The following is a 13,108-nucleotide window of genomic DNA, read 5'->3' on the forward strand; positions in this document are numbered from 1 at the left end:
AGGAAGCACTGATGACACTGAACATCGCTAATGAAAAGTTACGCCCTGTAGAACTTAACCAGCTGGACCGGATTGCCTTCGCGCAAAAAATGCAGCGCGCACGCGAGTTGGTGCTCAGCAAAATCTCGCGCAATCTGGAAAAATTTGGCGACAAGTTCCCGGCGGAAAACTGCGAGAAAGGCCATTATCCGCTGACCGACAATGTGGAATGGACCACCAGTTTCTGGACCGGACAACTGTGGCTGGCGTGGGAAATGACCGGCGATGACCGTTATCGTGCGGCGGCCGAAAAACAGGTGACGTCTTTCGGCAACCGTATCGCCAACCGGATTGATACCGCAACGCACGATCTCGGATTTCTTTACAGCCTTTCGTGTGTGAGCGCTTTTAAGCTGACCGGTAACCGTCAGGCGCGCGGTTTTGCGCTGCTGGCTGCTGAAGCGCTGATGGAGCGTTTCAACACACGAGCCAAAATTATTCAGGCCTGGGGAGATCTGAACGATCCGGAACAGGCCGGGCGCATGATTATTGACTGCAATATGAATCTGCCGCTGCTGTACTGGGCCAGTGAACAAACCGGTCAACCGCGCTTTGCCGACGCGGCGCGGGTGCATGCGGAACAGGCGGCGAAGTATATCGTTCGCCCGGATGCCTCAACCTATCACACGTTTTATATGGACACGACGACCGGCGAGCCGCGTTTCGGCAATACACATCAGGGTTATTCCGACGATTCCTGCTGGTCACGCGGGCAAGCGTGGGGGATTTACGGATTCCTGCTCAGTTACCGCTACACCGGCGATGCGGAGCAGGTCGAGCTGTCACGACGTCTGGCGCATTATTTCCTCAATCGTCTCCCGGAAGACGATGTGTGTCACTGGGATCTGGCGCTGCTGGGCACCGATGCCGTACGCGACAGTTCAGCGGCGGCAATTGCGGTTTGCGGATTGCTTGAACTGGCGGTCACCCTGCCCGCTACCGACGATAAGCGCGCCTGCTATGAGGAGATGGCGCTGCGCATTATGGATTCCCTGACGGAGCGTTATCTGGCGGGTGTTCAGGAAGATTGTGACGGGTTGCTTAAGCATTCTGTCTATCACATGGGCAGCGGAAAAGGCGTGGATGAATGTTGCAGCTGGGGGGATTATTTTTACGTTGAAGCACTGACGCGCCTGACGCAGTGCTGGCAATCTTACTGGTAAGGGTTCAGGCGCAGTGTTTACACGCTGCGTCTGGTTTTATTGCCATTTTTCATTCGTGAATTATTTTAAAGGGTAATGCAGATCATCATTTTCATGCGAACAGTTCAATGCTGTTACAGTAACACCACCGATAAACAGGCATTCCTTGTATGTCATTACATCCATTAGGAATAGTCTTAATTAGCCAGATTCATTTGATCAGTATCAAAGTTAAATGTGACATAAACCAAATTAATCTAAGCACCTGCGCCCGTTAGTCCTCAGAAAATAAGGCTTCCACACTGACGTTTTTCATGCAAAAAGTAGATTCAGCACGCTGTATTTAAAGTTTGTGCTTACACTACCGCATCCAATCATTATGCAGAACAAGGACGTCCTATGAGGACTCACCATGCAAACGATAATCTTGGATCCCTGCAGGTATACACGTCTTGGCCTGCAACAATTTCTCACCAGCGAACGACAGATCACTGACGTCGATAACTTTGATCAACTTCAGGCAGAATGTGCAAAACTCAATCCCTCAGTGGTATTCATTAATGAGGATTGCATGTCTTCGCACCCGGACAGTAAAGAACGTCTGGGCGCACTGATTACCGGGTATCCGGACACGCTGTTTTTTATTTTTATGTCCCGCACGCGTATTCATTTTGAAGAATATATTTTTGTTCGTAAAAACGTCATTATCACCTCGAAATCCATTAAGGCAGAAACCCTCAAACAGCTGTTAAATCATCCTTCACTCCCGCAGGCGCAAAACCCGGCCAGCTGCGCTGTACTGGATATCCGGCCTGTTATTCTCAGCCGCTCTGAATCTGCCATGCTAAGAATGTGGATGTCAGGCAACGGGACGATGGAAATATCCGATAAATTACAAATCAAAACCAAAACGGTGTCTTCATATAAAGGAAATATTAAACGGAAGATTAAATCACCGAACAAACATATTATTTATCACGTTGTCCGTTTGTGCGACCAGCTCAATAAAGGACTCTACGCGAATTAACATTTCCCACCTCTGGTTCTGGCTACAGGCTGAGCGTGCGCTTCGCCTGTAGTAGCCTGTAAAACTCCGAAATGAGATCCAGCTCTCATATATAAATTGAATCCTTGCCACGAAATGCCGATGTCCTTTACATGGCGTTTTCATTTCGTCACGGCCGGACTTGCCCCGCGGCAATGCCTTTATCGCTGTTAATCACCGCCGGGAACAGGCGGTATGCAGGATCAATTGAGCGGAACAAAATAAAATGGATACTCCTACATTCTCTACAACGCGCACCTCCTTTATCAGCAACATTCGACTTATCACCCTAATCAGCCTGATCCTCACCGGGATCCTCTTTCTGTTTGCCCTGTCCATCGGTTCATCCAGTTTTTTCTTAAAGCAGAGTAATGCGGCGCTGGCGAATGCCACGCAGGAATTACAGATCCGCCTGGCGCTGTCGAACAGCTCCAACCATTTGCGCACCGCACGACTGTTACTGATTCAGGCCGCGGCCGCAGCCCGTATCGGCGATCAGGACGTCTTCAAACAGAATCTGACGGATGCGGCCAGCCGGATTAAGCAATCGCAGTCGAGTTTTGACAGCTATATCAACCGCCCAAATAAAACAGACAAAGATATGGCGCTGGATGAACCGCTGAAAAAAGCCTACAACGCCTATCTGACACAGGGCATGACACCCATGCTGGAATCCGCCCGGCAGGCACATTTTGAAGAAGTGATTTCGCAGGAAGCGGAAACCGTGCGCGGGCTGGATCTGGCCAACAATGTTCCGCTACTGGCGGCGATTGCGTACCGCACGGAAACGGCTAATGCGATTAACGATAAGGCACAGCGCAATGCTGTGCTCGGTTATATGCTGATGGGCGGCGGGTTTATTATTGCGCTGGTGCTGACGTTCATCACGTATCTGGTGATGCGCAAAGTCATCATCAATCCGCTGAACCGTCTGGTTTTGCGCATTCAGAAAATTTCTGAAGGTGACCTGACCCAGCCAGCAGACAGCCACGGTCGCAATGAAATCGGCGTGCTGAGCAGTAATGTCGAACAGATGCAAAGTTCCCTGTCCTCAACGGTCAGGACGGTGCGCGAAGGGGCGGTGTCAATTTATCAGGGCTCCACAGAAATTGCATCGGGCAACACGGATCTTTCTTCACGCACCGAACAGCAGGCCGCTGCGCTGGAAGAAACAGCAGCCAGCATGGAACAACTGACCGCAACGGTGAAACAGAACTCTGAAAACGCCCACCATGCCAGCAAACTGGCGGCAGATGCCTCGAATAAAGCGCAGAAAGGCGGCAATATCGTGGCGGACGTCGTAACGACCATGGATAAAATTTCGCGCAGCTCGTCTAAAATCGCCGAAATCACCACGGTGATTAACAGTATTGCGTTCCAGACTAATATTCTGGCGCTTAACGCTGCCGTCGAAGCTGCGCGCGCAGGCGAACAAGGTCGCGGTTTTGCCGTAGTCGCCAGCGAAGTGCGTAACCTCGCACAGCGCAGCGCACAGGCAGCAAAAGAAATCGAAGTACTGATTGAAGAGTCGGTGGATTACGTCGGCGAAGGCTGCATTCTGGTCGGTGATGCCGGGGATACAATGTCCGAAATCGTGACCGCCGTCAGCCATGTGACCGACATTATGGGCGAAATCGCATCGGCGTCTGATGAGCAAAGCCGCGGGATTAGTCAGGTGAGCCAGGCAGTTTCAGAAATGGACGGCGTGACCCAGCAGAACGCCTCGCTCGTGCAGGAAGCGTCGGCTGCGGCCGCCTCACTGGAAGAACAGGCCGCGCGCCTGACGCAGGCCGTGGCCGTGTTCCGCCTCGATGGGCATACGCAGAGTTCATCTGCAAAGCGCCAGCCACCAACGCGCGCGCTCACATCCCCTTCTGCCGGCGCGTCGAAAAACGTGAACAAAGAGCCTAACTGGAAAACATTCTGATGCGTCATCACGCCGGTTAGCACGGTTTTAAGACAAAAAAAAACCGGTACATTTGCTACCGGTATTTTTTTGTTCAGAATTCGTGCAGATACGCGATTTACTCCGTGCCTTCGCGCGGTTCGACGAACGTGCCGTCTTTTGTATCGCCTTCATTGAAGAACCATATTCCTGCCGGATAATCTTCCAGCGACACCAGATACATGACGCCTTCGTAAAATTCCTCTACGGCTAGCACTTTACCTTCGCGACGCGGGCCGCCGTCGGTTTTCACTGTCACAAGATCATTAACTTTCATCAGGTTATCCCATGGTTTTCAATTATCTTTATTGTAGTACAGACCGCCTCACAAAGGCACAGCGCATGCAGAAAGTCGGGCTGAAAATGTGAAAATGACTCTGCGTTACTAATTTGCATTTCCTTAACATTTTGATGCCAGAATCCTGACTTTCATTTCTTCTATACTGCCAGCGTGCTCACCCCCGAGGGAGTACATAATGAATGTCATAAGAAATATTTTTTGCCCGCCTCTGTGCGGGCATTTTTTTGCCTGCAATTCGGGAATTCTTATCGAAGATGGAGAGGATGCGGGAAGGTTTGGCGGGTTTCTGATGTGTTTTTCACAAGCAGCAGGCATTCATAAACAGGGATTTTCATAATCAACAGACGTAAAAAAACCCGCGCATGCGGGTTTTTGTCATCTTTGCAATTATCGCTGAAACAGCGAGAAAGCAAGATTAGATAGCGGTAACGTTAGCCGCAGACGGACCTTTAGCACCGTTCTCGATAGTGAACTGTACGTTCTGGCCTTCAGCCAGGGTCTTGAAACCTTGATCCTGGATAGCGGAGAAGTGTACGAACACATCTTTGCTGCCGTCAGCAGGAGTGATGAAGCCAAAGCCTTTAGACTCGTTAAACCACTTAACCTGACCTTTCATCATTGACATAGGAATTACCTTTTAAAAATAAATTTCGCCACCATGGGCATGTTATAGCCGGATTTCAGTCGTTACTTATGGAGGCACTAAGAAGGAAATTCGTCAGAGCAGGGTTATCATGGATAACGCTTTAAATTGGAACAACTTTACTCAGGATGTCGTGCATAAATAGGTCTGTACCACAGGCCGGTACGTATTTACTCATGACTGCCCTTTAATAGCAACTCTTTTTAATGCAATGCGTGGGGAAAGTCCAAAATCAGCCAATTTATGTACCATGCAGTACAATTCGCATACAATTAACGGGCTATTTTTCAATAGGTTGAGAAATTTCTGATGACAGAACCGCGCCGCAATGCGCACAAAATTTTGCATCAATTTCATGGCCTGAATGCAGACAAGTCTGACAAGAACGGGCGGCACGCCCTTTTTCCAACTCTTGTGACATATAAGCCGTTAAAATCCCGGTCGGTACGGCAATGATGGAATACCCCAGCAGGATAAGTACCGACGCCAGCATTCTGCCTATTGCCGTATGCGGCGTAATATCGCCATACCCCACCGTGGTCAGCGTCACTACCGCCCAGTAAACGGAGGCACCGAGCGAGGTAAATCCGTCCTTCCCGCCTTCAGCGGCAAACATCAGGCCGCCAAACAAACACAAGATAATCGCCACAAAGCCAAAAAAGATACCCAATTTGCGTTTTGCCCGCATCAGGCTGCGCCACAAAATCCCGGCATCGCTCATATACCGCAGCAGTTTCAGCACGCGCAGGACGCGTAAAATCCTCAGCAACCGTATCAGCACAATCAAATCCGTTGCGGTACCAAAGGACGGGATCAGCCAGATGATGTACATCGGCAATATAGTCAGCAGATCGATAATGCCGAAAAAGCTCAGCGGATAACGCATTTTTCGCGGCGATGAAAACACCCGCAGAACGTATTCCACGGTGAACAGCGCGGTAAAGGCCGCTTCGGCCAAACCGAACCGCCAGAGAATGTTGGGCGTATTGGGGAATAAATCGGTGGCGCTGGATTCGAAGAACAGAATAAAAACGCTGAGCAGCGACGCCACAATCCAGAACGTTTCCATCCGGCGGCCGCTGCGGGTACGGTGCTCAAATAAAAGCGCGTAACATCTGCGCCGTGGGGAAGCCAGAAAACGAAAGTCCTGTGACATAGTCAGCACCAGCAATGAAGATATCCTGAAGAATAAACGCTTTTTGCCGTGCCGCCTATCGCAGCCCGTGCCAAAAAAAACGCCGGTCACACAATGTCTTGTAAGACGTGGTGTGACCGGCGTTTATTGAAACGTAATGCGCTGCTCCGGAATATTAATCCATCAGCTCAGAGACGGCATTGCGGACGTAAGCCGTAATCTGCGCGACGTCTTCTGCGTCGGCGCTGCCGCCACCAATGGATCGCACTGTGCTTTCCAGATGGCCGATATCCTGCTCAACTTTCTTCGCAATCTGCACTTTAACAATGGTGTCGACCGAAGAGATAAAGGCCCGCATCACGGCTTTCAGGGCGAAAATCTCACCGAAAGAATCGTACGCAGGTTTGTCAGCAGCTGTTGGTTGAGCTGCCCGTGGTGGCAAGTTTTTCAGCCTGTCCACATGTTCAATCATCAGATCCATGTCTCTGATGAGTTCATCAAAACTCTTAGCCACTGGTTTTCCTTCGCCCGGCGAAAGGCAGCAGGATACCACCGCGATCTCAAGCCGAGAAGCCACAGAAATGCGTAAAGAGTAAATTTCGTCACAATGCGCCCGCCCCGCTGTTCGCAATGTACATAAAGACAGGCGCATCAGGTCGCTATTTAATCAGATGGCTGATTATCCGGCGTTTTTCAGTGAAGCCATGTCAACAACAAAGCGGTATTTCACGTCGCTTTTCAGCATACGTTCGTAAGCGCCATTGATGTCCTGCATGTCGATCATTTCAACATCACAGGAAATGTCGTGTTCAGCACAGAAATCCAGCATTTCCTGAGTTTCTGCGATGCCGCCGATCAACGAACCCGCAACGGTTTTGCGCCCCATGACCAGTTTACCGCTGTGCAGCGCAGGTTCGATTGGCTCAATCAAGCCAACCAGAATATGTGTACCGTCGCGTTTCAGGGTATCCAGATACGGGTTCAGATCATGTGGATTCGGCACGGTATCAAGAATGAAGTCAAAGTGACTTTTCACCGCAGCCATTTGTTCTTCATCGGTAGACAGCACAACGTGGTCTGCGCCCAGACGGTACGCTTCCTGCTCTTTGCCTTTAGAACGCGTGAAGAGGGTGACGTCTGCGCCCAGCGCTTTGGCAAATTTCAGGCCCATGTGGCCCAGACCGCCCAGTCCCACGACGGCCACTTTATGGCCTTTACCGACTTTCCAGTGCATCAGCGGAGAGTACGTCGTGATACCGGCGCACAGCAGCGGTGCGGCAGATTTGATGTCCAGTTTTTCAGAAACGCGCAGAACAAATTTTTCTGAAACCACGATTTGCTCGGAATAACCGCCGTAAGTCATCATGTTGTCATGACGATCATGGCTGTTATAGGTCATGGTAGCGCCTTCTTCACAGTACTGTTCCAGGCTTTCCGCGCAGGATTCACAGTGCTGACAAGAATCGACCATACAACCGACACCGACGGTATCACCGACTTTGAAGCCGGTTACTTTCGCGCCTACCTGCTTCACGCGGCCGATAATCTCGTGCCCCGGAACCATCGGATAAATGCTTTGATGCCATTCATTGCGGGCCTGATGGATATCTGAATGGCAGACGCCGCAATACAGAATGTCGACAACAACGTCGGTATCACGCGGGTCACGGCGAACAAAATTATGAGGCGCAAGAGGCGCATCCGCTGAAAGTGCAGCGAAACCACGAACGTTAAGAGTCATTTTTTTCTCCTGAAAGGCTAACGGAATACGGCATGCCAGCAGAAACTGGCACCGCGAAAGTATGCTCCCTTAAGATGAAAGACAGGTATAACGATTCTCGCCATTACTTGCCTGAATCTGTTTTTTTCAGGATTTTTGGCGGATGTGCGGAGATGTTGTGCAGAGAGGAAGAAAAAGGAAAAACAGCGACGCCCCGTGATAGTGGCGTCACATTAAAGCAAGATCAGATCAGGCCTGCGTCTTTCAGTTCGCTTTTCAGATAGGCGTAATAGATAGGAGCCGCGACCACGCCGGGGATGCCAAATGCGGCTTCGAACACCAGCATTGCCAGCAACACTTCCCAGGATTTCGCCTTGATACGGCCGCCGACAATCCGCGCATTCAGGAAGTACTCCACTTTATGGATGATGATGAGATACGCCAGCACCAGCGCCCCGACCCACAGGGACAGCGAAAGCCCGACGATAAAAATCAACGTATTCGAAATCAGGTTCCCCACCACCGGCAGCAAACCGCAGACAAAGGTCACGACGACCAGCGTTTTCGCCAGCGGCAGATGAATGCCGAACAGCGGCAAAATCCCGAACAGGAAAACGGCAGAAAGCACGGTATTAATCATGGAAATCTGGAATTGCGCAAACACCACATTTCGGAATGCGTCACTCAGTAAACGTACGCGCTGAAGCAGTTCTTTTTTCAGCGGCGCATGGTGTTCGCCCTGCGTGTGGTGCTTAAGTGAAATGATCGCGCCGAGGATCATCCCGATCAGCATAGTGACGAAAACGTGCGCGGCGTTTTTACCGAAGGTCTGAATCATCACGATATGTTCACGCAGCCATTGCAGGAAACTGCGCTGCAACTCTTCGATATTAGCCGGAAGGTAATGCAGTAGCACCGGCGATAAGCGGCTTTGCGCATCCGTCAGCAGCCGCGACACCATCGCGTTAAACGCCACCGGATTCTTCATATCTTCCATCAGAAAATCGGCCAGTCCCGCGACAGCAATGGTCAGGAAACTCACCACCACCGTGCTGATAAACGCCACCACCACCCAGCGCGCCCGTTCGCCGCTGATGATTTTCTGAAAATAAGGCGTCAGTCCGTTAACCAGTTCATACACCAAAAAACCGGCGATAAAACATGCCAGTAAATGAAGAGGAAGAACCAATAAAAGCCCGCCCATCACAATGAATACACTGAGCCAGCGAATCTGATTCGATCTCACTATTTGCATTGCCTGCATCCTTAATCCTTTGAGTACCGGTCATAACCCTGATGAATCACATCATAGCACCGAACTGGAAAGCACAATCCGCCACAAACTTAAACAGTTAACTAATTTTTGACAGTCCGGCAGGATCTTCTATTATCCCCGATGAACATTACATAAAGAAAATCTTAGAATCTGGTGAACAGTATGTCTGAATTACTCCGTGAAAAACTCGAACTTCCGAAAGGGCACGATAAATTATTGCTGCACTCCTGCTGTGCGCCGTGCTCGGGAGAAGTGATGGAAGCCATTCAGGCGTCGGGGATCGACTACACGATTTTCTTCTACAATCCGAATATTCACCCGCAAAAAGAATATCTGCTGCGCAAGGAAGAAAATATGCGGTTTGCAGAGCAGCACGGGATCCCGTTTATCGATGCCGATTACGACACGGATAATTGGTTTGCGCGCGCGAAAGGCATGGAAAATGAACCTGAGCGCGGCGTGCGCTGCACAATGTGTTTCGATATGCGTTTCGAACGCACGGCGCTGTACGCCTGGGAACATGGTTTTAGCGCAATGACCAGTTGTCTCGGTATTTCACGCTGGAAAGATATGAAACAAATTACCGGCAGCGGTGAGCGCGCCGTCGCGCCTTATCCGGGCATGGTTTACTGGGATTACAACTGGCGTAAAAAAGGCGGTTCCTCGCGCATGATTGAAATCAGCAAACGTGAACGCTTTTATCAGCAGGAATATTGCGGATGTGTTTACTCCTTGCGCGACAGCAACTTACACCGAAAATCCCTGGGCCGCGGGCTGATCAAACTCGGCGTCAAATATTACGGTGACGAAGACGACGAATAAACCCCGTTTATTCCCCCTTCTCGCTTACCCGTTTTCTGTCGTTTGTTTTCATTATACCCGGCTAAATCGCCGGGTTAATTATTCTGATATTTTCCGCCACGCCCCATCAGATTCTCCGGAAATAAATCGCCAGCCAGTGGTTTATTTTGTCCGGTAACAAAGCCTCTGAGTAATAGAATAATTTCCTATGACACCCTTTTGGTTTGCATCTTGCGTTCACTGTTAACGCTTGTTACTTTCCGCCTCACGCATTTTTATGCTAATTAGCACTAACTTATTACACGCAGTCATTACCTGCGTATTTTTAACGCCGATATTCACCAAAAAAATAAAGCAAACACAACATTATTGAGGGACAAATCATGTGGGTTTTAATTGGCATTCCGATCGTCGTGCTGGGTTTTGCGCTGCGGTTCAATCCATTATTAGTGGTCACCGTGGCGGGTATTTCCACCGGGCTGGCGGGCGGTATGCAAACCGTCGAGATTATCAGTGCTTTCGGAAAAGCGTTCACCGATAACCGTTATATGGGCCTGATCTGGCTGACATTGCCGGTCATCGCCCTGCTTGAACGCAGCGGGCTGAAAGAACAGGCCAGACACCTGATTTCCAAAGTGCATGCGGCGACCACCGGCCGCGTGCTGATGCTGTACTTTTTCCTGCGTCAGATGACTGCCGCACTGGGGCTGAACTCTCTGGGCGGACACGCGCAGATGGTGCGTCCGCTGATTGCGCCGATGGCCGAAGCCGCCGCCACAACCAAATACGGCGATTTGCCTAACGATGTACGTCAGAAGATCCGCGCACACGCTGCCGCTGCCGATAACGTCGCGGTGTTTTTTGGTGAGGATATCTTTATCGCCGTGCAGTCCATCCTGCTGATTAAAGGTTTTCTGGAGCAGTACGGCATTAACGTCGAACCACTGCACCTTTCCGTGTGGGCGATCCCAACCGCCATTGCGGCGCTGATTATCCACTTTATCCGGCTCTGGCTGCTCGACCGCTCGCTGGCAAAACGCTTTAATACACAACACGGGAGTGCCGCGAAATGATCACTTTGCAAACCGTGTACATCCTTGCCGGGCTGATGTTCTGCGCTTATGCCTTCTTTAACCTGCGAGATAAAAGCAATGCACGCCGCTATGTCAACGCGCTGTTCTGGGGCGTTTACGGCATCACGTTCCTGTTTGGCGGCGAGTTACCGCATTTCGTAACCGGCTGTATGGCTATTCTGCTGGCTGTGATCGCCGGAACCGGCAAGCTGGGCAAAGGTAAAACTGACAGCGAACAGCCGGAGCAGGTGGAAAAACGCGAAGCCGGTGCAAAGCGTTTCGGTAATAAGCTGTTTATACCTGCCCTGCTCATTCCGATTGTGACGCTGATTGGCACGCTGACGCTGAAATACACGCCGCTGGTGGAAGCCAAAAACGTCACGCTGATTTCACTGGTGATCGGCACACTGGTGGCGTTTATCGTCGCGCTGGTGATGCTGCGCGATTCGCCGGTTAAAGCCATTAAAGCGGGCGGTCAGACGATGGATACCGTCGGCTGGGCAGCCATTCTGCCGCAGATGCTGGCCGCACTCGGCGCGCTGTTTGCGCTGGCAGGCGTCGGTGGCGTGGTGTCGGAGCTGGTCAAAAATATTATTCCGCTCGGCTCACCGCTGGCAATTGTGGTGGCGTATACCTTCGGCATGGCGTTGTTCACCATGATTATGGGCAACGGCTTTGCGGCATTCCCGGTGATGACTGCCGGTATCGGCCTGCCGCTTATCGTCAATCAGCTCGGCGGCAATCCGGCCATTATGGGCGCCATCGGCATGTTGTCCGGCTTCTGCGGTACGCTGATGACACCGATGGCGGCCAACTTCAATATCGTGCCTGCGGCGTTGCTCGAATTGCAGGATAAAAACGGCGTGATCAAGGCGCAGTGGAAAACCGGCGTTTTACTGCTGCTGGTTAACACCGCGTTCATGTACTTGTTTGTGTTCCGCTTCTGATAAGGAAATGAGATGACGATGACAACTTCACTGACGCCGGAAATGGCGTCGCGCTTTGCCTCGCTGGCGCTGAATCATTTGACGCGTGAGTTTCCGAATAAACTGATGCACGCCATGAGCAGCGCCGCCGATGCGCAGACACCGCGCCAGCTGCACCCGATTTTCTATGGCAGCTACGACTGGCATTCCTGCGTTCACGGTTACTGGCTGCTGCTGCGTTTGTTGGATCGCTTCCCGGATTTACCGGAAGCAGGCGCGATTACCGCCGTGATCAGCGCGCATTTCACCGACGAAAATGTGGCTGGTGAAATGGCCTATCTGCGCCAGGCGCAGCACGCCGGATTTGAACGGCCTTACGGCTGGGCATGGTTCCTGGCGCTGACGCAGCAGTTGCACGAAATGGCGTTGCCGCAGGCGGCGCAATGGGCAAAAACGCTGGCACCGATGAGCCGGTTCTTTGAGAAAAGTTTTGCGGATTTCCTGCCGAAAGCCACCTATCCGCTGCGCGTCGGCAGTCACTTCAATACCGCCTTTGCGCTGGCACTGACGCTTAGTTATGCCCGCAGCGTGAAGCATCACAAACTGGCGGAACTGATAGAGGAAACGGCGCTGCGCTGGCATCTGGAAGATGTCCATTGCCAGGCGTGGGAACCGGGCGGCGATGAGTTTCTTTCTCCGTCGCTAATGGAAGCAGAACTGATGCGCCGCGTGTTACCGGGCGATGCGTTTGTGACATGGTTCGGGCGGTTCCTGCCGGACTTAGCACACAGCCAGCCTGCAACGCTGTTCATTCCGGCTACGGTTACCGACCGCAGCGACGGGAAAATCGGCCATCTGGACGGGCTGAACCTCAGCCGCGCCTGGTGCCAGCGTTCCCTTGCGTCGGCATTACCGACGTGCGATCCGCGTGCGGCGCTGCTGCGTCAGACCGCAGAAGCCCATCTACACAGCGCGCTGAATCATCTCGACAGTACTTATATGGGCGAACACTGGCTGGCGACTTTTGCGCTTTTAGCACTCGAAGCCTGACGGTTCACCCGT

The 13,108-nt window shown here is 51.5% G+C and carries 13 protein-coding genes; 7 read left to right on the plus strand and 6 right to left on the minus strand.

What is annotated here, in order from left to right; genetic code table 11:
• The first annotated feature begins 11 nt into the window (after positions 1-11).
• The 3 genes from ACLBVC_RS14375 (at position 12) to ACLBVC_RS14385 (ending at position 4,153) form a co-directional block, all read left to right on the plus strand.
• Positions 12-1,202 (plus strand): glycoside hydrolase family 88 protein, encoded by a 1,191-nt coding sequence (locus ACLBVC_RS14375; protein ID WP_410150193.1) that lies wholly within the window; start codon positions 12-14, stop codon positions 1,200-1,202.
• Positions 1,203-1,593: 391 nt separating this feature from the next.
• Entirely contained in the window at positions 1,594-2,208 is a 615-nt protein-coding gene (gene rcsA, locus ACLBVC_RS14380; protein ID WP_410150194.1) for a transcriptional regulator RcsA, read from the plus strand.
• A gap of 244 nt (positions 2,209-2,452) precedes the next feature.
• Entirely contained in the window at positions 2,453-4,153 is a 1,701-nt protein-coding gene (locus ACLBVC_RS14385) for a methyl-accepting chemotaxis protein (RefSeq protein ID WP_410150195.1), read from the plus strand.
• 97 nt (positions 4,154-4,250) lie between these two features.
• On the opposite strand, the gene dsrB is transcribed toward ACLBVC_RS14385, so the two are convergent.
• From dsrB to ACLBVC_RS14415, 6 genes are all read right to left on the minus strand, one after another.
• Positions 4,251-4,448, minus strand: coding sequence for a protein DsrB (dsrB, locus tag ACLBVC_RS14390; RefSeq protein WP_104921723.1), 198 nt, complete (start codon positions 4,446-4,448; stop codon positions 4,251-4,253).
• Between the two features lie 439 nt (positions 4,449-4,887).
• The gene (cspE, locus tag ACLBVC_RS14395; RefSeq protein ID WP_013575246.1) at positions 4,888-5,097 is read right to left on the minus strand and encodes a transcription antiterminator/RNA stability regulator CspE; all 210 of its coding nucleotides are present in this window, start codon (positions 5,095-5,097) and stop codon (positions 4,888-4,890) included.
• 298 nt (positions 5,098-5,395) lie between these two features.
• Complete coding sequence (locus tag ACLBVC_RS14400; protein WP_410150196.1) at positions 5,396-6,271, minus strand: ion transporter; 876 nt, start codon at positions 6,269-6,271, stop codon at positions 5,396-5,398.
• Between the two features lie 154 nt (positions 6,272-6,425).
• Positions 6,426-6,764, minus strand: a complete 339-nt coding sequence (locus ACLBVC_RS14405; protein ID WP_152326032.1) for a hypothetical protein — start codon at positions 6,762-6,764, stop codon at positions 6,426-6,428.
• A gap of 165 nt (positions 6,765-6,929) precedes the next feature.
• Positions 6,930-7,991: an NAD(P)-dependent alcohol dehydrogenase gene (locus tag ACLBVC_RS14410; RefSeq protein WP_152326031.1), complete on the minus strand. Its 1,062-nt coding sequence runs from the start codon at positions 7,989-7,991 to the stop codon at positions 6,930-6,932.
• Between the two features lie 223 nt (positions 7,992-8,214).
• Complete coding sequence (locus ACLBVC_RS14415) at positions 8,215-9,225, minus strand: AI-2E family transporter (protein WP_410150197.1); 1,011 nt, start codon at positions 9,223-9,225, stop codon at positions 8,215-8,217.
• Between the two features lie 183 nt (positions 9,226-9,408).
• On the opposite strand from ACLBVC_RS14415, the gene ACLBVC_RS14420 reads away from it, so the two are divergent.
• The 4 genes from ACLBVC_RS14420 (at position 9,409) to ACLBVC_RS14435 (ending at position 13,096) form a co-directional block, all read left to right on the plus strand.
• Positions 9,409-10,068, plus strand: coding sequence for an epoxyqueuosine reductase QueH (locus ACLBVC_RS14420; protein WP_410150198.1), 660 nt, complete (start codon positions 9,409-9,411; stop codon positions 10,066-10,068).
• A gap of 362 nt (positions 10,069-10,430) precedes the next feature.
• The gene (locus ACLBVC_RS14425) at positions 10,431-11,120 is read left to right on the plus strand and encodes a DUF969 domain-containing protein (RefSeq protein ID WP_410150199.1); all 690 of its coding nucleotides are present in this window, start codon (positions 10,431-10,433) and stop codon (positions 11,118-11,120) included.
• Positions 11,117-12,067 carry a DUF979 domain-containing protein gene (locus tag ACLBVC_RS14430; protein ID WP_410150200.1) on the plus strand — a complete coding sequence of 317 codons (951 nt, stop codon included), beginning with the start codon at positions 11,117-11,119 and terminating at the stop codon, positions 12,065-12,067. The genes ACLBVC_RS14425 and ACLBVC_RS14430 overlap by 4 nt, the downstream gene beginning before the upstream one ends.
• Before the next feature lie 12 nt (positions 12,068-12,079).
• Positions 12,080-13,096: a DUF2891 domain-containing protein gene (locus ACLBVC_RS14435; protein WP_410150201.1), complete on the plus strand. Its 1,017-nt coding sequence runs from the start codon at positions 12,080-12,082 to the stop codon at positions 13,094-13,096.
• The last annotated feature ends 12 nt before the right edge of the window (positions 13,097-13,108 follow it).

The organism is Rahnella selenatireducens (assembly GCF_046449555.1).
Classification (GTDB): domain Bacteria; phylum Pseudomonadota; class Gammaproteobacteria; order Enterobacterales; family Enterobacteriaceae; genus Rahnella; species Rahnella selenatireducens.

Excerpts from the sequence above, each read along its gene's own strand:
- ACLBVC_RS14375 (WP_410150193.1), top strand. The coding sequence starts at position 12 with ATGACACTGAACATCGCTAATGAAAAGTTACGCCCTGTAGAACTTAAC.
- rcsA (WP_410150194.1), top strand. The coding sequence starts at position 1,594 with ATGCAAACGATAATCTTGGATCCCTGCAGGTATACACGTCTTGGCCTG.
- ACLBVC_RS14385 (WP_410150195.1), top strand. The coding sequence starts at position 2,453 with ATGGATACTCCTACATTCTCTACAACGCGCACCTCCTTTATCAGCAAC.
- dsrB (WP_104921723.1), bottom strand. The coding sequence starts at position 4,448 with ATGAAAGTTAATGATCTTGTGACAGTGAAAACCGACGGCGGCCCGCGT.
- cspE (WP_013575246.1), bottom strand. The coding sequence starts at position 5,097 with ATGTCAATGATGAAAGGTCAGGTTAAGTGGTTTAACGAGTCTAAAGGC.
- ACLBVC_RS14400 (WP_410150196.1), bottom strand. The coding sequence starts at position 6,271 with ATGTCACAGGACTTTCGTTTTCTGGCTTCCCCACGGCGCAGATGTTAC.
- ACLBVC_RS14410 (WP_152326031.1), bottom strand. The coding sequence starts at position 7,991 with ATGACTCTTAACGTTCGTGGTTTCGCTGCACTTTCAGCGGATGCGCCT.
- ACLBVC_RS14415 (WP_410150197.1), bottom strand. The coding sequence starts at position 9,225 with ATGCAAATAGTGAGATCGAATCAGATTCGCTGGCTCAGTGTATTCATT.
- ACLBVC_RS14420 (WP_410150198.1), top strand. The coding sequence starts at position 9,409 with ATGTCTGAATTACTCCGTGAAAAACTCGAACTTCCGAAAGGGCACGAT.
- ACLBVC_RS14425 (WP_410150199.1), top strand. The coding sequence starts at position 10,431 with ATGTGGGTTTTAATTGGCATTCCGATCGTCGTGCTGGGTTTTGCGCTG.
- ACLBVC_RS14430 (WP_410150200.1), top strand. The coding sequence starts at position 11,117 with ATGATCACTTTGCAAACCGTGTACATCCTTGCCGGGCTGATGTTCTGC.
- ACLBVC_RS14435 (WP_410150201.1), top strand. The coding sequence starts at position 12,080 with ATGACGATGACAACTTCACTGACGCCGGAAATGGCGTCGCGCTTTGCC.